This window comes from uncultured Roseobacter sp. (assembly GCF_947491795.1).
In the GTDB taxonomy this organism is placed as follows: Bacteria; Pseudomonadota; Alphaproteobacteria; order Rhodobacterales; family Rhodobacteraceae; genus Roseobacter.
In genome coordinates this window covers 1-17,028 of sequence record NZ_CANLKW010000010.1, presented here as the reverse complement: position 1 = coordinate 17,028, position 17,028 = coordinate 1, and the positions used below count along the sequence as shown (strand labels likewise).

At 59.0% G+C, this 17,028-nt stretch carries 15 protein-coding genes and 1 riboswitch; of the genes, 4 read left to right on the top strand and 11 right to left on the bottom strand.

Annotation, left to right across the window (positions count from 1 at the left end):
- Positions 1-11: 11 nt before the first annotated feature.
- Genes glyS through Q1A34_RS20750 form a run of 3 tightly spaced genes read right to left on the bottom strand, consistent with a single transcriptional unit; the run spans position 12 to position 3,723 of the window.
- Positions 12-2,264: a glycine--tRNA ligase subunit beta gene (gene glyS / locus Q1A34_RS20760; protein ID WP_300039146.1), complete on the bottom strand. Its 2,253-nt coding sequence runs from the start codon at positions 2,262-2,264 to the stop codon at positions 12-14.
- On the bottom strand, positions 2,264-2,785 hold the full coding sequence (locus Q1A34_RS20755; RefSeq protein ID WP_300039143.1) for a DUF6446 family protein: 522 nt from the start codon (positions 2,783-2,785) through the stop codon (positions 2,264-2,266). Before Q1A34_RS20755 ends, glyS begins: the two co-directional genes overlap by 1 nt.
- Positions 2,782-3,723, bottom strand: a complete 942-nt coding sequence (locus Q1A34_RS20750; protein ID WP_300039140.1) for a glycine--tRNA ligase subunit alpha — start codon at positions 3,721-3,723, stop codon at positions 2,782-2,784. The genes Q1A34_RS20755 and Q1A34_RS20750 overlap by 4 nt, the downstream gene beginning before the upstream one ends.
- A gap of 159 nt (positions 3,724-3,882) precedes the next feature.
- On the opposite strand from Q1A34_RS20750, the gene Q1A34_RS20745 reads away from it, so the two are divergent.
- Positions 3,883-5,655 (top strand): serine protease, encoded by a 1,773-nt coding sequence (locus tag Q1A34_RS20745; protein ID WP_300039137.1) that lies wholly within the window; start codon positions 3,883-3,885, stop codon positions 5,653-5,655.
- On the opposite strand, the gene Q1A34_RS20740 is transcribed toward Q1A34_RS20745, so the two are convergent.
- The 5 genes from Q1A34_RS20740 to metZ form a co-directional block, all read right to left on the bottom strand.
- Positions 5,639-7,228 carry a thiamine pyrophosphate-binding protein gene (locus tag Q1A34_RS20740; protein ID WP_300039134.1) on the bottom strand — a complete coding sequence of 530 codons (1,590 nt, stop codon included), beginning with the start codon at positions 7,226-7,228 and terminating at the stop codon, positions 5,639-5,641. The two genes, Q1A34_RS20745 and Q1A34_RS20740, sit on opposite strands and share 17 nt — an antisense overlap.
- Positions 7,229-7,230: 2 nt before the next feature.
- On the bottom strand, positions 7,231-8,679 hold the full coding sequence (locus Q1A34_RS20735; RefSeq protein ID WP_300039131.1) for a TrkH family potassium uptake protein: 1,449 nt from the start codon (positions 8,677-8,679) through the stop codon (positions 7,231-7,233).
- A 77-nt stretch (positions 8,680-8,756) separates the two neighbouring features.
- Positions 8,757-8,993 (bottom strand): DUF1127 domain-containing protein, encoded by a 237-nt coding sequence (locus Q1A34_RS20730; RefSeq protein ID WP_300039128.1) that lies wholly within the window; start codon positions 8,991-8,993, stop codon positions 8,757-8,759.
- A gap of 178 nt (positions 8,994-9,171) precedes the next feature.
- Positions 9,172-10,275: a GTP cyclohydrolase FolE2 gene (gene folE2, locus Q1A34_RS20725; RefSeq protein WP_300039125.1), complete on the bottom strand. Its 1,104-nt coding sequence runs from the start codon at positions 10,273-10,275 to the stop codon at positions 9,172-9,174.
- Positions 10,276-10,445: 170 nt separating this feature from the next.
- Positions 10,446-11,627 (bottom strand): O-succinylhomoserine sulfhydrylase, encoded by a 1,182-nt coding sequence (gene metZ / locus Q1A34_RS20720; RefSeq protein WP_300039122.1) that lies wholly within the window; start codon positions 11,625-11,627, stop codon positions 10,446-10,448.
- A gap of 60 nt (positions 11,628-11,687) precedes the next feature.
- Positions 11,688-11,764, bottom strand: a riboswitch (SAM riboswitch).
- 115 nt (positions 11,765-11,879) lie between these two features.
- On the opposite strand from metZ, the gene Q1A34_RS20715 reads away from it, so the two are divergent.
- The 3 genes from Q1A34_RS20715 (at position 11,880) to Q1A34_RS20705 (ending at position 14,415) form a co-directional block, all read left to right on the top strand.
- Positions 11,880-12,860, top strand: a complete 981-nt coding sequence (locus tag Q1A34_RS20715) for an alpha/beta hydrolase (protein WP_300039119.1) — start codon at positions 11,880-11,882, stop codon at positions 12,858-12,860.
- Positions 12,844-13,548 (top strand): glutathione S-transferase N-terminal domain-containing protein, encoded by a 705-nt coding sequence (locus Q1A34_RS20710; RefSeq protein ID WP_300039115.1) that lies wholly within the window; start codon positions 12,844-12,846, stop codon positions 13,546-13,548. The genes Q1A34_RS20715 and Q1A34_RS20710 overlap by 17 nt, the downstream gene beginning before the upstream one ends.
- Before the next feature lie 108 nt (positions 13,549-13,656).
- Positions 13,657-14,415, top strand: a complete 759-nt coding sequence (locus Q1A34_RS20705; RefSeq protein ID WP_300039112.1) for a Crp/Fnr family transcriptional regulator — start codon at positions 13,657-13,659, stop codon at positions 14,413-14,415.
- On the opposite strand, the gene Q1A34_RS20700 is transcribed toward Q1A34_RS20705, so the two are convergent.
- The 3 genes from Q1A34_RS20700 to ftsY form a co-directional block, all read right to left on the bottom strand.
- Positions 14,379-14,987 carry an inner membrane-spanning protein YciB gene (locus tag Q1A34_RS20700; protein ID WP_300039109.1) on the bottom strand — a complete coding sequence of 203 codons (609 nt, stop codon included), beginning with the start codon at positions 14,985-14,987 and terminating at the stop codon, positions 14,379-14,381. The genes Q1A34_RS20705 and Q1A34_RS20700 overlap by 37 nt on opposite strands.
- Before the next feature lie 17 nt (positions 14,988-15,004).
- Positions 15,005-15,907, bottom strand: coding sequence for an EamA family transporter (locus Q1A34_RS20695; RefSeq protein WP_300039106.1), 903 nt, complete (start codon positions 15,905-15,907; stop codon positions 15,005-15,007).
- An 82-nt stretch (positions 15,908-15,989) separates the two neighbouring features.
- Positions 15,990-17,028: signal recognition particle-docking protein FtsY (gene ftsY / locus Q1A34_RS20690; RefSeq protein WP_300039103.1), on the bottom strand; the 1,039-nt coding region annotated here is incomplete at its 5' end.

Here is a 17,028-nt window from a genome sequence, read left to right as displayed (position 1 = left end):
AGGGTTGTTTTTTAACCGTCAATCCGCGTCAGATCGGCCACTGACGAGCAGATGCCTGTAATTCGGCTGAGCAGGTTCAGACGATTACGACGCACGGTTGCATTTTCCGCATTCACCTGCACGGCGGTAAAAAAGGCATCAACCGGGGTCCGCAGAGCGGCCATAGCCGACATGGCCGCAGGAAAATCCTGCGCCTGCATTGCCGGTGTGATTGCCGTTTCGGCGGTATCAAGTGCTGCAAAAAGCGCGCGCTCCTCATCCGTTTCGGCAAATTTCACATCCGCGCCATAGGAATATTCCACCCCATCGGCTTCTTCGGCCTGTGTCAGGATATTGTTGGCGCGTTTAAAGGCCTGGATCAGGTTTTCACCATCATCCGTGCCCAGCACCTCTGACAAAGCCCGCGCCCGTTTGACCAGCAGCGCCAGATCGTCACTGCCCTCCATCGCGATACAGGCGTCAATCACGTCATGTCGGATGCCCTGGTCGCGCAGATATACTTTGAGGCGGTCGTGGATGAAAGACATCAGGTTACCGGCGGTACTCTGGGCCTCGTTAAAAATGAGACCGAAATAGACAGGGGACAAATAATCTTCAAACTTGTTAACCTCAAGAAACGCTTTGTCCATCGCATCACGATCGGCAGTTTCGGGCAGCCTTTCTCTCAATTTGTCGTACTCTTCGACCGTTTCGAAGGGATTCTTAATTTTGCCGGAGCTAATAGCGCGCTTTACCAATGTGCCTACAATGCAATTTGAAAGCACTTTAGAAAGAGAAATTCTCAGGTCATTCTCAATCACAATCCGGATGATCCCCAGCGCCGCACGCCGCAGTGCAAAAGGATCCTTGGACCCGGTGGGTTTTTCATCAATCGCCCAGAAGCCCGCCAGCTTGTCGATCTTTTCTGCCAGCGACACAGCAACCGACACAGGCGCTGTCGGCACATCGTCAGACGGGCCCAGCGGCGCATAGTGTTCCTGCGCAGCCGCTGCGATATCCGCCGGACGGCCCGACGCCTCGATGTAATAGCGCCCCATCAGGCCCTGCAGCTCGGGAAACTCGTAAACCATTTCCGAGCTGAGATCCGCCTTGGCCAGACGCGCGGCCTCTTCGGCGGCATCCGCGTCTGCGCCGACCAACGGGGCCAGGTCATGCGCAAGCCTCGCCATGCGCCCGATCAGTTCTGCCTGGGTGCCGAGTTTGTTGTGGAAGGTTACGTTTTCCAGGGCGGTCAGCCAGACGCTCATGTCTTCCTTTGCGATCCGCAGATCGTTGTCCCAGAAGAACTTTGCATCCGCCAGCCGTGCCGAGAGGACCTTTTCATTGCCCGCAAGAATGGTCGCGCCGCTGTCGGCCGTTTCGCGGTTGGCCACCGTGATAAACCGTTCGATGCGGCCCGTTTTGGGATTGCGCACGGAAAAAAACTTCTGGTGCTCCTTCATCGACGTCTGAAGAACTTCGGGCGGCAACTCCAGAAAATCATCCCCGATCCGGCCCATCAGAACAACCGGCCATTCGACCAGCCCTGCCACTTCGGCCAGCAACCCCTTGTCCTCGACAACCTCAAAACCGTTTGCAAATGCCTGATTGGTAGCATCATTCCAGATCGTATCCGCCCGCTCCGCAGGATCGAGCACCACAAAGGCGCGTTTCAGTTTTGCCGCGTAGTCGTCAAATGAGGTGACCGAAAACCGCCCGGGCGCCATAAAACGGTGTCCTGCGGTGGTGTCGCCGGCAACGATCCCGTCCACAGTCAACGGAACGGTTTCGGCACCGGCTTCATCGCTCAGAATACACAGTACCGACTGTAACGGACGCACCCAGCGCAGTGAGCCACTGCCCCAGCGCATGGATTTTGGCCAGGGAAAACTGCGGATCGTCTGTTCCAGCACCTCTGCCACGATTTCTGCGGCGGGACGCCCCTGTTTCTGGATACGCGCAAACAGCACCGGCCCTTTGGGCGTGTCGCGTTTTTCAAGATCGGCACGGGAAACACCTGCGCCGCGCAGGAACCCCTCAATGGCTTTTTCAGGCGCATCCGCGCGCGGACCTTTGCGTTCTTCGGTGGTGGTGGGGCTTTCGGCCAGCAGCCCTTCGACCGTCAGCGTCAGACGCCGCGGCGTCGAAAACGCCGCCGCCGAGGCATAGGTCAGACCTGCCTCAACCATACCATTGGTCAGCAGTTTCTTAAGGTCCTCTGCGGCGCGCATCTGCATTCGGGCGGGGATTTCTTCGGAAAAAAGTTCGATCAGCAGATCAGGCATCAGTTTGCCTCCGGTTTGGGGCATTCTTCGCCCACGACTGTGCCGTCATAGGCTTTTGCGCCGCAATCATTCAGTTCGTGCCAGATATAGCCACGACCGTCTTCGGTAATGGCAACGATCCGGTCGACACCAAAAGCAACGTTTTTTTCGCCCAGAAAGGCGAGCGCCGTCCCGGCCTGCAACTCCGCCGCGATGGCTCCTGCATCAAAGCAGTCAAACCAGTCAGGCGCATTGCGGGGCACCGCGCGGTCCAGCCCGACATAGGTTTCGGTCAGCATGGCGAGGCTCGAGGGCGTGGTGAAACAGGCGCGAAACCGTATCGGAGAGCTGTCAGCATCAATCGCCTCGATCCCTTCCGTCAGGATTACCACGGGCTCCTGGGAGGTCACCGACATCAGGCGAACCTCCTGCATGTCCGCAGAAGCCTCCTCATAGAAACCGTAGACCTGGAGATAATAGAGCGCCGCACCTGCGGCCAGAGCACTGATCATGATAACCGATCCGACAATTTTCCCGTTCATGCAGCCGTCTCCGGGGTCCAGCCCCCGGCCCGGGTCTGCACAAATGCATCCGCACATTGTTTCGCCAGCGCGCGTACCCGCCCGATGTACGCCTGGCGTTCGGTCACCGAAATCACACCTCGTGCATCCAGCAGATTAAAGATGTGGCTCGCCTTGATGCACTGATCATAGGCGGGGTGCGCCATGATAATGCGCTTGCCTGTTTTCGGGTCTACGTGTTCAGCGGACAGGATTTCGCGACAATGGGTCTCGGCTTCCTCAAAATGGCGCAGCAGGACCGCCGTATCTGCCATGTCGAAATTCCAGCGTGCGTATTCTTCCTCGGTCTGGCGGAAGATATCTCCGTAGCTGAGCGCAATGTCCGTCTGCGGATCATTAAAGGGCATGTCCATCACATGATCGACGCCCAGAATGTACATCGCAAGACGCTCCAGACCATACGTCAGCTCGCCCGATACCGGATGACAGTCATGGCCGCCGACCTGCTGAAAATAAGTGAATTGGCTCACTTCCATGCCATCGCACCAGACTTCCCAGCCAAGGCCCCAGGCACCGAGCGTCGGGCTCTCCCAGTCGTCCTCCACAAAGCGGATATCGTGCAGCGCCATGTCGACACCGATGGCCTCGAGCGAGCCCAGGTAAAGCTCCTGAAGATCAGGCGGGCTTGGTTTGATCAGTACCTGGTACTGGTAATAGTGCTGCAGCCTGTTGGGGTTTTCACCATATCGCCCGTCTGTCGGACGCCGGGACGGTTGTACGTATGCCGCAGCCCAGGGCTGCGTGCCAAGGCTGCGCAGCGTTGTCGCCGGATGAAAGGTCCCGGCACCGACTTCCATGTCGTAGGGCTGCAGAACCGCGCACCCTCTCGCCGCCCAGTAACTCTGAAGTCTCAGGATGATTTCCTGAAACGATCTGGGACTGTCTGTGGTCTTGGACATGATGCGTGCCTCGGGGGATTTCCTGCGCGCCTTACCTACGTTGACCGCGCGCGGGGGTCAATTGCGGCACAGGGGATAAATTGACCTGTGTCTTATGGTCAAAGCGGTGTTTTCCTGATTATGTATCGCCGGTATTCAGGACGCAGGAGTGTGCGGATTATGTTGCGGTTTGTTTTGGCAATTGTTTTGCTGGTGATGACCCCTTTTCAGACGGTTCTTGCACAGGGTGCCGGTAACGTCGTCTGGGTTCAGATTGCTGCGCGGCCCAGTCAGGCCGAAGCGGAAGCACGTGCCGCCGAATACGCCGAAACACTCGAGGACGTGGCCGGTTTTGACATGGGACGCGGATGGTTCGCGATCGCGCTGGGACCCTACACCGAAGAGGATGCGCGTCAGGTGCTGCAGGTCTACCGCCGCGACGGGCTTATTCCGCGCGACAGCTACATTGCGCAGAGCGGCGCATATGGCGCGCAGTACTGGCCTGCCAATGTGCCCGCGGCTGCAGATCCTGCACCCACCGCAGCCGTTACCGCCAGCCCCACACCTTCGACACCGGCAATTGTTGTCCCACAGGCTTCGCCGGCACCGGAGACCGACGCGGGCACACCTGATGCTGAAACCCGGCAGGCAGCGCTGCGCAGCGAACGCGCGCTGACAGCCGAAGAACGCCGCGGGCTTCAGATCGCCCTTAAAGACCGCGGCTTTTACAACGGCGGTATCGACGGCGCATTCGGGCGCGGCACGCGCGCCAGTATGGCCGCCTGGCAACGGGCGAACGGGGCAGACGACACCGGCGTTCTGACAACCCGGCAGCGCGCGCAGCTGATCGCACAATACAATGCCATTCTGGACGGTCTTGGGGTGCAGACCGTGCGCGACGCGACCGCCGGCATATCGATCAGAATGCCCACATCCCTTGTGCGCTTTGACCGGTATGAAGCCCCCTTTGCCCACTATGACCCCAGGCAAGACGGCGGGGCCCGTGTGCTGCTGATCAGCCAGCCCGGTGATCGCGACACCCTGGCTGGTCTTTATGTTGTGATGCAGACCCTGAGCATTGTACCGCTTCAGGGCGACAGAACTCTGACACGGGACAGTTTCTCTCTGACGGGGCGCAGCAACAGCATTGTCAGTGAGACGCGTGTCAGCCTGTCTGACGGCCATATCAAAGGCTTCACACTGATCTGGCCTGCCGGTGATGAGGCACGGCGCAGCAGACTGATCAGCGAAATGAGCCGGAGCCTGACCCGGCTGGGCGGCGTTATGGACCCCTCCACCGGTGCTGCTCCCGCAGCAGACCCTGACCTTGTGTCGGGCCTGCGGATCAGACGACCGCGCGCATCACGCTCCGGTTTCTATGTCACACCCGGCGGTGCAGTGCTGACTACAGCCGAAGCAGTACAGAACTGTTCCCGCATCACGCTGGACGGAGATCTGGATGCCGAATTGAGAGCGGTAGATGCTGTGCGCGGTATTGCGCTCGTCACCCCGGGCGAAGTGCTGTCACCTTTGCAGGTTGCGAATTTCAGCCCGATGCCGCCCCAGTTGAGCTCGGAAATTGCTGTGGCAGGATATTCCTACGAGGGCACGCTCAACGCGCCGTCCGTCACATTTGGCGCACTGGCCGATCTGAGCGGCCTGGCGGGGGAGCCGACCTTGAACCGGCTGACTGTTCCGGCGCTGACCGGCGATCAGGGCGGGCCTGTCATGGACGGCAACGGAAATGTCTTTGGAATGCTGCTGCCCCGCCCTGACAGCAGTCGCCAGTTGCCGGATGATGTGCAGTTTGCGCTGAGTTCCGCCGCGCTGTCCGATTTCGCGACACAGGCCGGTATCGATGTGAACTATGGCTTTCGCACCGATGCGCTGGCCCCCGAGGACATCGCCTCACGCGGCGCAGACATGACAGTTCTGGTCAGCTGCTGGGAGTGACGCGCTGTTCCGATATCTGCGGTGTGACGTAGATCAGCGTCGGGCCATCTGCGTCAAATGCAGCGCGGACCGCCTGCTGCAACCCGGCAAGGTCGGATGGTGATGCTGAGCGGGCACCAAAAGCCTCTGCCAGCTTACAAAAATCCGGATTGTGGGCAACCACGGCGTTTGGTGCGATCTGCGCGCGCACCATGCTGTCCTCGATCTCGCCGAGCTTGGCATTGTCCCAAAGGATAATCGGCAGACTGAGACCCAGTTCAACCGCGACCCCCAGTTCCTGCATCGTGTAGTGAAATCCATAGTCGCCGATGATCGCCATCGTCGGTTGATCACCACGTCCGATCGCGCCACCAATGGCCGCCGGCGTGGCATAGCCCAGTGTTCCAAACCCGTAGGGGTGGTGCCATTGCCCCGGATGATCCAGATCCCAGATTTCCTTGGCCGCATAGGCAAACTGGGTCATGTCGGAATAGATCATAACGTCCTTGGGCAGCGCTGCCTGCAACGCCTCGCAGACCGGCAGGATGCCTGGACGTTCGGCATCAATCTCAGCGCGCCAGCGCGCGCGTGTCGCAGCAACCTCAACGGCATCCCAGTCGGTATCGGGCTGATGCCCTTCGGCGTGTTCTGCCAGCCATCCAAGAAAGACGTCGGCATCACAACAGATGTTCAGCGCGCCGGGTTGTGAAAAACTGCCCGGATCAATATCGACGCGCACAATATCGCCTCTGGCACCCAGATCGCTGCGCCACAGGTCCGTTTCGGACAGTTCGGTCCCTACTGCAATGACCAGATCCGCCTGGGCGAGGATGCGCGCGCTGTCCGGGCGGGCAAGCATACTGCCAAGGCACAATGGATCACCCGGCGCTGCAATCCCACGCCCCGCATATGTGGTGAAAGACGCAGCCCCCATGCGTGCCAGCACAGATCTGGCATTCAGCCCCGCGTGCTTTGCACCACCGCCAAAGACAAACATCGGTTTGCGCGCGCTCAGAAAGCGGGCCAGCGATGCCTCAGCAGGAAGCTCCCAGGGGCAAACATGCCGCGGTTCTGCAGGTGCGGGGTCTGCAAGCGCCTCAAGCGCTGCAATCGGCACCTGGATGTGTTTGGAGCGCGGACGGCCCAGAGCGAATTCTCCCAGCGCCCGGTCAATCAGCGCATAGGCTGCTTCTGCCGTTCGTGCTTCTTCGGACCAGTCGCACACAGTACCTGCTGCCGTGCGCTGATCTTTCATCTGATGAAGCTGGCCGCGTGTCGCAGCTGTTTCGTCAAGACAGGAGGAAATCACCAGCATGGGTACAGAATCTGACCAGGCCTGCCCCATGGGGGTCATGATGTTACACACGCCTGGCCCGGTGATCACATAGGCGACGCCCGGTTTGCCCGTTGCCCGCGCGTACCCGTCGGCCATGAAACCCGCTCCCTGCTCGTGGCGCGCCAGAACATGGGTAATACCGGCCTCTTCGATGCCCCGGTACATTTCCTGGTTGTGCACGCCCGGGATGCCAAAGATCACATCAACGCCGCGGTTTTTGAGCATGTGCGATATCTGCGCACCCAGAGGTCTTTGCATTTTCAGTTTCTCCAGAAGTTCACCGTCAGGATGGCGTAGACCGCCAGCAGTTCGAGCCGCCCCAACAGCATGGCCACAGCCAGCAGCCATTTGGCCGTATCGTTCAGTCCGCCAAAGTTGCCCGCGGGTCCGATCCTGTCCCCCAGACCCGGTCCGACATTGGAAAGCGCCGTGGCAGCACCAGAAACGGAAGTGATGAAATCAAGGCCTGTGAGGCTGAGCGCGACGGCCAGCAGACCCAGTGTCACTACAAAGAACATGAAAAACGACATGACCGAGCTCAGCACGTCTTCGTTCACGCGACGGCGGTCGTACCGGACAACAAACACACCATTGGGCGAGCGGATCTTGCGCATCTGCATTTTTATCGACGCAAAGAGCAGCTGGTAGCGGAAAATCTTTATCGAGCAGGTCGTCGAGCCCGCGCAGCCACCAATCAGGCCAATGAAAAAGAACATCGACACCAAAAACGGACCCCACCCCATATAGTCAACCGATGCATATCCTGTGCCCGTCATGATCGAGGTGAGGTTAAACAGCGCCTGGCGCACGGAATCACCCCAGTACTGCGGATTGGTTTGCGCGAGTGCTGCCGACATGATCACGAGGAGCACGCAGATCGTCAGCAAAAATGCCAGAACCTGACTGTCCCGAAACAGAGGTCTCGACTGCCCGTTGATCAGCTGCACGTAGCGTACGAAAGGCAGAGCCGCGAGGATCATAAAGAGGGTTGCGGCATATTCATGCGGGCCGGAAAAAGCGCCAAAAGACGCGTCATAGTTGGCGAAACCGCCCGTGGACACCGTGGTCAGCGCGTGGACTGTCGCGTCAAACGCCTCCATGCCCAGCCCAAGGTACACAAGCGCGCAGACCATTGTCAGTGCGAGGTATATTGACGAAATCTGGCTGGCAATCTGTCCGGCCCGGGGAAGGATTTTCCCCATAGTATCAAAGCCTTCGGACTTAAAGATCTGCATACCACCAACACGCAGTTCCGGCAGGAACACCATCGCCACAACGATGATCCCGATGCCCCCCAGCCATTGCATGATGCCCCTCCAGAGCAGAATGCCCTTGGGCATGTCCTCAAGACCGGAAAAGACGGTGGAGCCGGTCGTTGTCAGCCCGGACATCGCCTCGAAAAAGGCGTCTACAAAGCGGGCCTCCGGCTCGCCCAGCATAAAGGGCAGTGCGCCGAAAAGCGGCAGTGCAATCCATACGGATGTTGTCAGCAAAAAGGTCTGCTGGATTGTCAGACCTTCTTTAACGCCGTTCGCGCAGGCCCCGGCGATCAGGCCACCGGATACTATTGTGATCAGTGCGGACTGTACAAAAACCGGCCAGTGGCCACGGCCTTCTGCAATGTCCACCAGCAACGGCAACAGCATGGCCACACCCAGCACGGCCACAAGCAAACCGATGACATATCCGACGGGGCGCAGGTCCAACATGAGCGCAGGGTTGGCTGCTCGCATGTCCGGTGTCAAGCATCCTGCCCGCGCACCATCAGATATCGGTCAGCAGTACTTCAGCTGTAATAAAGATCGCCGAATACGTGGCGAATGATGTCGTCACGTTTGATCCTGAGCGCTTTGAGCTCTTCATCCGACAGGGCCTGCAGCTTTTCAACAGTTTGCAGGCGCCGGTTGGCTTCGGAACTCAGTGCAACAGAGTGTGCAAGAGAGCCGAAAAAGCTGCGCAGACCCGCGAGGGAATTGTGCAGAATGTCACGGGGAGCAACGGAGTGTGTGTCGTGGAAGGCCATGGTGAACCTCTTACCTTTCAGGTGTTGTGTTACCGCCTGTATATATGCGGCACCCTCCGGATTAGAATTGCCATCTGTGCATAGCCGCCAGGCCAATGCCGCAGTGCGGCGTTAAAAATAAGTTAAAAGGCGCGCCCGTTTGGACGCGCCCTGCATTCAATGCATAAGTAACCGGGGTTCAGCCGACGTGGAAAAGCGTGTTGAAGAGCTTGGGATCAATGCTCTCGCTGGCGAAAGTCTCCCCCTCGACCAGCACGCTGACAGCATCGTGGCTATGCAGACTTTCCTGATGGCTTGCGACCACGCGGAAATCTCCGACGCGTACGTCTGACTGCAGCTGTTCGCAAAACAGGCGCGCCGCGTCCTCGACAAAAATCGGGTTGGCCGCGTTCAGTTCAGCAAAGGCCTGCTCGTCCTCTCGTTTGACCATGACCTGCGTTTCGGTGGGCACGGCCCGGCGGCAGGCATCGATCAGATCCTCAAACCACAGACAGCCTGCATTGGTGTCGATCTCGACCGAGACCCTGGCAACAGATCGCTGAGAATGCGGGGTTGCAAGCTGGCCCCTTGTGGCGCGCGCATGCTCGGACAGCTCAAGAGAGCACGGACAGGTTGAAGAATAGACATAGTCGAGGTGCATAATCTTCTTGCGCACACCCTCCTGCTCGACCAGTTCCAGCGCGATGTCATAATACTGGTAGCCGGAAAGGCCCGAGCGCAGGCTTTCCACTTTCATCGGAAAGCTGAACCGCATCTGAATGCGGGCGTCAAAGCTCTCCAGATCCGTGATGTAGTCGTCCAGCGCTGCCTCGATAACCTCAAAGCTGAAAGTCTCTTCGGCATGCTTGTAAAAGCTGCGCATAATGCGGGACATGTTGATGCCCTTTTTATCCGCCTCCAGGCTGACTGTGCCGGTGACCGACGCCTCAAGCGTCAGATCGCCTGCGTCGCGGGTATGAAAGCGGATCGGCAACCGGAAATTAGAAATGCCGACGTGCTGGATTTGCTGTCTTGCACCGCGGATCAGGCTGGACGGGCCATTCTGCAGGTCAGGCAGCGTTGACTTGTAGCCCTCGTCAACCGCGAATTCCTCCGGGTAGTCACGGGAAAAAGCAGGATACTCCACAGAATCTGAGCCGGGCACCAGTTTCGCGACAGATGGATCAAGCTCGAGGATCTCGGTGCTGCTGGCCCCTTTGGCCCATTTACGCAGCACATCAAGTGCGGCCTCGGCCTCGTCCCGGTCTGGTGTGGCGTCAAGTACGGGTGTGTGGATATTCATCGCTATGTCCCTTGTGACAACGTCGTAGCATATAGTTAGGGCGTCACGCCCCGCTTGCCAATCATACTCACTTATACGTCATTGCGGCGTCACAGGATCACTTTGTGCGCCGCAAGGCTGGCAAGGGGAAAAATTCCCGATCTGCGTCATTTCCGGCGATCTTGCAGCGCTCAGGCCTGCGCCAGTGCCGCGAGAATATCCTCGACCAGATCCTGCGTGTCCTCGATACCGACGCTGATGCGCACCAGCCCGGGCGTGATACCCAGCGCCGCTTTCTGATCGTCAGGCAGACGCTGGTGGGTCGTCGTCGCAGGGTGCGTCATGATCGTTTTCGCATCCCCAAGGTTGTTCGAGATCACGCCGATCTCGATGGCGTTGAGAAACCGGAAAGCCGCATCCTTGCCGCCTGTCAGATCAATCGAAAGAACGGTGCCCCCCCGTCCCATCTGACGTTCGACAAGCGCGTTTTGCGGATGGCTGGCAAGACCGGGAAAGATCACGCGCGCCAGTTTTTCATGTCCTTCAAGGGCATTGGCGATCGCCGTTGCACTGGCTGTCTGCGCGCGCACCCGAAGATCGAGAGTTTCCAGCCCTTTGAGCATCACCCAGGCGGTAAAGGGGCTCATCGAGCCGCCGGTGTGTTTCATGTAGGGCTCAACTGTTTTGCGGATGTATTCCCGGCTGCCCATGATCACACCGCCCAGAGCACGGCCCTGGCCGTCGATGTGTTTGGTTGCAGAATAGATAACCACATCAGCGCCCTGCGCGATGGAATCTGACCATACAGGCGTTGCAAAGACGTTGTCGACAACAACGGTCGCGCCCCTTGCGTGGGCCAGCGCCGAAACAGCCGCAATATCCACGACCTGCAGCGTCGGATTAGAGATCGATTCAAAGAACACTACCCGGGTGTCGTCGCGGATTGCGGCCTCCCAGGCTGCGTTGTCGGTGCCGTCGACGAATGTGACCTCGACACCGTAGCGGGTCAAAACCTCTTCGAGCACATAAAGGCACGAACCGAAAAGCGCCCGGGCCGATACCACGTGATCGCCCGCTTTCAGCATCGACATCAGCGCACCAGATACCGCTGCCATTCCGGAGGCTGTCGCAAATGCGTCCTCTGCACCTTCCAGGGAGGCAATACGTTCTTCGAACATGGCCACGGTAGGATTGCCATAGCGGGCGTAGATAAACTCGTCCGGTCCGGCTTCGACAAACCGTTCTTCGGCCTGCTCTGCGCTGTCGTAGACAAAGCCCTGTGTCAGAAAAATTGCCTCGGACACCTCGCCGTACTGGCTGCGGCGTGTGCCCGCATGAACGGCACGGGTACGCTTGTTCAGTTCCCTGGTCATACTTTACTCTCCAGCCCTTCCGGGCACAAAAAAACCCCCTGACGCGGTCAACGCGACGGGGGTTCCTCATCGGTGACCTTTTAGCAGAATATTTTACGTGGCCCGCAATCCGGTAACAAATCGCCACGCCAGACGGATAGAACAGCGCCACTGCCGCGTCAACACCGTCACGGTCATGTAACACATTGTTCACTCCGCTGTCGTATGTATGTGGGAGACCTCAGCCACAACATATAGAACAGAGGGCACATCATGCCGCTGCTCAGGATCAACGCAACGCCCGACGGGCTTGCGCTGCACAACAGTGTTGCGTCTGTCACAGACGCACTGACCGCCGCGGCCCTGACACCGGGGCCGGTTATCGTGATGGTTCACGGCTATAAATACGACCCTTTGCTGCCCGGGCACTGCCCGCATAAGAAAATCTTTGGTAATCGCGCCGACAGCTGGCCAGGGGCTCTGGGCTTTGGCGAAGGACGGCCCGACGAGGGGCTGGGAATCGCCTTTGGCTGGTACGCCCGCGGGCCGCTGCGCCGGGTCCACCAGCGTGCAGCACGGCTGGGCGAGAGCCTTGCGGCGATACTGTCGGCACTGCATCGCGCCAACCCGGCCCGCCCTGTTCATATCATCGCTCATTCAATGGGCGCAGAGACCGCCCTGAGCGCGCTGGCCTTCGTAAAACCGGGTGCCGTCAACCGTATGATCCTGCTTGCTGGCGCCAGCTTTGCCAGCCGCGCAAGTGCCATGCTGGACACCCCTGCCGGGCGCGAGGTGGAAGTCTTTAACATCACCAGCCGGGAAAACGACATTTTTGACCTGGCTTTCGAGCGCATCGTTCCGGCACCGGTTCCCGGGGATCTGAGCATCGGCCAGGGGATTGCCGCGCCGAACGCCACAACTTTGCAGATCGACTGCCCGCACACGCTGACCGCCCTGTCACGGCTGAACGTCCGGATCAGCCCGCCGGATCACCGCGTCTGTCACTGGTCGACCTACCGCCGCAGGGGTGTGATGCCCTTTTACAACCGGTTGCTGCGTCAGCGCACAGGCCTCAGCGCGCGGTGCCTCGCAGGAATTCTGCCGATGGCACCTGCTCCGCGCTGGTCGGGCCTGCGCGGTATTGTGACCGCACCACAGCAGTTTATCCACGCCCGGTGGCTTGCCCTGCTGGTGAAAAACCGCATCATGGCGGGATCACAAGCGCAGGAAAAACAAAATGAGCACGCCTATTGATCTGTATTTCTGGCCCACTCCAAACGGCTGGAAGATATCCATTGCGCTGGAGGAGATGGGTCTCGCTTATCAGACCCACCTGATTAACATCGGCGCGGGCGATCAGTTTGCTCCGGACTTTCTGAAAATCGCGCCTAACAATCGTATGCCAGCAATCATCGATCACGACGGCCCGGGCGGCACGCCGGTGTCGGTTTTCGAGTCCGGTGCAATCCTGCAGTACCTTGCTGAAAAGACCGGCAGCTTTGGCGGCAGCACACCACGCGAAAAAATCGCTGTTACCGAATGGCTGATGTGGCAGATGGGCGGGCTTGGCCCCATGGCGGGCCAGGCGCATCACTTTCTGAAATATGCGCCTGCGATGGATCCGCCCAACGACCTGCCCTATGCCAAGGATCGCTACCGCTCCGAAACCGGGCGGCTCTATGGTGTTCTCGACCGCCGGCTGGCCGAAAACGAATTTGTCGCGGGGGATTTCTACTCCATTGCCGATATGGCGATCTGGGGATGGGCCTCCCTGTGGGAAGGCCAGCAGCAGACGCTGGAGGACAAGCCTAACATGGCACGCTGGCTGGAAACCGTATCTGCCAGACCCGGTGTACAAGCCGGTCGCGCGCTCTATGCAGAAAAGCGGGCAGATTTCCGCAAAGACAATGCCGCACAGGATAAACTGTTCCGGCGCGACTGATCGGAACCGCAGACCCATTAATAATACCTGGCGTCTCGATTTTCTTTGCATCACAGCGGTTTTTGTCCAAAGGTCTCTCGTGTTGACGAATAAGACTGACGGGTTTGTATGTTTGAGGCTGCGCTTTCTCCGGAATATCTGGTTTATCTTGCCGGCGCGTTTTACATCGCCGGTCTGGCCATAACCAACCAGATCGTTCTGCGGCTGCTGATCCTCGCAGGCACCGGTGTTTACCTGATTTACTATTCGACAGTTGCCGACAACCCGCTCTGGCCGGCCATCTATGTCAGCATGCTTATTGGTCTCGCGAATGTGGGCGGCCTGACCAGTCTGATCGCACGGAATTCGCGGCTCGCGATTCCGGCGGCTCATGCAGATATCTACTTTGACTTTCCGCGCCTGCCACCCGGGGATTTCCGTGCACTGATGAAACTGGCGAGGCGCTATAACGTCACCGAGGACATGCAGATCACCGCCGAAGGAGACGCCGGTGACAAGCTGTACTTTATCATCAGCGGCTCAACGCTTGCACGCAAAGGCGATCAGGCTTTTGTCCTGCCGCCTAAGATTTTCATCGGGGAAATCGCCTTTCTGATCGGCAGGCCCAGCTCTGCCTCGACCTGGCTGGAAGAAGGCTGCGAGGTTCTGGAATGGCGTTTTGATGATCTGCGCCGGAAATGCGCGCGGAATTCACGGTTCAAACTGGCGCTTGAGGCGGCGATATCCGTCGATCTGGCCAGCAAGGTTGCCCGCTCGATGGGCAAGGATGCAGTGCCTGTTCAGCAGATACCCACCCCGATGGTAGAGGCCCTGTCCGGCGTGCGACGCGGTCAGGTCTCGTCGCCGGGTTCTTCCTCGATCAGATAATCCTGCAGCGCCATCGTCTGCCAGACCAGAAACACCATCAGTGCCGCGGGAAAGGCAAAGGTCTCGATTTTGACCCAGGCATCGGTGGACATGGTGCGCCAGACGACCTCGTTTGCCACCGCCAGAAGCGCAAAAACCGCGCAGAGACGGCGTGTCAGGATCATCCAGCCCGCGTCCTCCAGCGGCATCATATCTTTCATAACATAGGCCAGCCAGGACTGTCCCCGCAAAAGCCCGATGCCCAGCAAGGCGGAGAACATTCCATAGACGATCGTTGTCTTCATCTTGAAGAACCGCTCGTCATTGAACCAGGCCGTAAGCCCGCCGAAAAAGATCACCATGAAGGCAGTGAAAACCTGCATCCGGCTGAGCTCGCCGGTCAGCTTCCAGAGGATCGCCATCGCCACCAGCAGAATGGGGACAAAGACCAGTGCCGCCACAATAAAGCCGGTGTATTCAGTGTCGTTGAAGGTGAAAACATCATCGCGGATACGCAGGTAGATCAGAAAAAACAGTACAGTAGGCCCCAGTTCGAGAACCTGTTTCACAATCGGGTTTACTGGTTTTGCCACTTTGTGTTCCTGCATTATCAACCGCCCATCTCCACTATCACAGCCCCCAGCGCAATCAATGCCATGAGTGCAATACGGCGCGGCCCGACCGTTTCTTTCAGAAAAACCCAGCCAATCACAGCGGCAAAGATCGTTGAAGTTTCGCGCAGGACGGCCGCCTCGCCGACTTTGTCGAGCCGCGTGGCCATCATCACAGCGCCAAAGCTGCAAAAGGCCACCAGACCACCGAAGACACCCCGCATCATCAGCGGCCCCGGCGCAGGCCTGTCCGGCATGCGCAGCCAGCGGCGACCGGCGATGATCGGCATCAGGAAGCCGTCGATCATGAAAAACCAGGCCAGAAACGTGAACGGGTTGGCTGTGGCCCGGATGCCATAGGCGTCGTAAGTTGTGTAAAGAGCCACAAAAAGACCGGTGAGGAAGGCCAGACCCAGGGCGGCCCTCAGCGTGTCACGTTCTGCTTCCAGAAAGATCATATTGTAGACAGCCAGCCCGAAAATACCGGCCAGCAGCACCGCAACCCCCAGCCACTGAAAACCGGTAAACGTTTCGCCAAAGATCACATAGGCCCCGATAACCGTGAAGAGCGGACCCGTGCCGCGCACGACGGGGTACACCACCGTATAGGCACCCTTGGTATAGGCCCAGGCCTGGAGCAGTTTATAAATAACATGGATAGCCCAGACGGCCGCAAAGATGGGCCACATATGCGGCTCGGGCCAGGGCACGACAAAAAGCGCAAAGGGCGCGGCCATCATCATATAGGAGAAATCAATCGCGCCGCGCGTCAGCCAGGGATCATAGCGGCCTTTCTGAAGCGCGCCGAAGACGGCGTGCAAAAAAGCGGCGATCAGTGCCAGGACCAGTGCAACCTGGTGTCCGGTCGGTGTGCCCTCGATGGAGATCAGCCATTCGGTCAAGGACGGAAAACCGGGGGGATCCTCCCCCGGACCCCCGGGGATATTTCCGGCCAGAAGAAGGGCCGCGCAGGTGCAGACACCCTCATTCCTGCCGCACGCCCATCAGCGCATCCGCAAAATCCTGCGGATCAAAAGCATCAAGATCGTCGATCTGTTCGCCCACACCGATGGCATGGATCGGCAGACCGAATTTATCCGCCAATGCCACCAGGACGCCGCCTTTGGCAGTGCCGTCCAGCTTGGTCATCACCAGGCCGGACACGTCAGAGATGTCACGGAACACCCTGACCTGGTTCAGGGCGTTCTGACCGGTCGTGGCATCGAGGACCAGTAGCGTGTTATGCGGCGCGGAATCATCTTTTTTGCGGATCACCCGCACGATCTTGGCCAGTTCTTCCATCAGATCACTGCGGTTCTGCAAACGTCCGGCGGTATCGATCAGAAGAAGGTCGGCTCCATCGGCCTGCGCCCTGCCCATCGCATCAAAGGCAAGGCTGGCAGGGTCAGATCCTTCCGGCGCTGTCAGCACCGGCACGCCGGCGCGTTCCCCCCAGACCTGGAGCTGTTCCACGGCTGCGGCCCGAAAAGTATCGCCCGCGGCGATAACAACATTTTTTCCGGCAGCGCGGAACTGGCTGGCGAGTTTGCCAATCGTCGTGGTTTTTCCAGAACCATTGACCCCGACCACCAGCACGACCTGGGGCGTAGTGGGATAGATCGGAAGCGGGCGGGCCACAGGCTCCATAATGCGGGCAATCTCAGCGGCCATCAGTTCTTTGATTTCCTGAACGGACAGCTTTCGCCCGAGGTTTCCCTCGGCCATATTAGCAACCACACGCAGGGCTGTATCCACGCCCATGTCGGCTGTGATCAGCAGCTCTTCGAGCTGTTCGAGCATTGCATCATCCAAAACCCGGCGGACGACTGTTTTTGGCGCGCTGCGCCCCAGCAGCCGGCCCAGCATCCCCGGTTTTTGCGCAGGTTCTTCCGGCGTTTCATCGGCCAGCGCCTCTGCCACAGGGGCGGGGCTGCGCGGCAGGACAACGGGTTCGGGTTCGGGTTCGGGTTCGGGTTCGGGTTCGGGTTCGGGTTCGGGTTCGGGTTCGGGTTCGGGTTCGGGT

Coding starts and splice junctions, on each gene's coding strand:
- Q1A34_RS20710 (WP_300039115.1), top strand. CDS start 12,844: ATGAGCACGCCTATTGATCTGTATTTCTGGCCCACTCCAAACGGCTGG.
- metZ (WP_300039122.1), bottom strand. CDS start 11,627: ATGACCAGGGAACTGAACAAGCGTACCCGTGCCGTTCATGCGGGCACA.
- Q1A34_RS20735 (WP_300039131.1), bottom strand. CDS start 8,679: ATGTTGGACCTGCGCCCCGTCGGATATGTCATCGGTTTGCTTGTGGCC.
- Q1A34_RS20730 (WP_300039128.1), bottom strand. CDS start 8,993: ATGGCCTTCCACGACACACACTCCGTTGCTCCCCGTGACATTCTGCAC.
- folE2 (WP_300039125.1), bottom strand. CDS start 10,275: ATGAATATCCACACACCCGTACTTGACGCCACACCAGACCGGGACGAG.
- Q1A34_RS20740 (WP_300039134.1), bottom strand. CDS start 7,228: ATGCAAAGACCTCTGGGTGCGCAGATATCGCACATGCTCAAAAACCGC.
- Q1A34_RS20705 (WP_300039112.1), top strand. CDS start 13,657: ATGTTTGAGGCTGCGCTTTCTCCGGAATATCTGGTTTATCTTGCCGGC.
- Q1A34_RS20745 (WP_300039137.1), top strand. CDS start 3,883: ATGTTGCGGTTTGTTTTGGCAATTGTTTTGCTGGTGATGACCCCTTTT.
- Q1A34_RS20750 (WP_300039140.1), bottom strand. CDS start 3,723: ATGTCCAAGACCACAGACAGTCCCAGATCGTTTCAGGAAATCATCCTG.
- Q1A34_RS20715 (WP_300039119.1), top strand. CDS start 11,880: ATGCCGCTGCTCAGGATCAACGCAACGCCCGACGGGCTTGCGCTGCAC.
- glyS (WP_300039146.1), bottom strand. CDS start 2,264: ATGCCTGATCTGCTGATCGAACTTTTTTCCGAAGAAATCCCCGCCCGA.
- Q1A34_RS20755 (WP_300039143.1), bottom strand. CDS start 2,785: ATGAACGGGAAAATTGTCGGATCGGTTATCATGATCAGTGCTCTGGCC.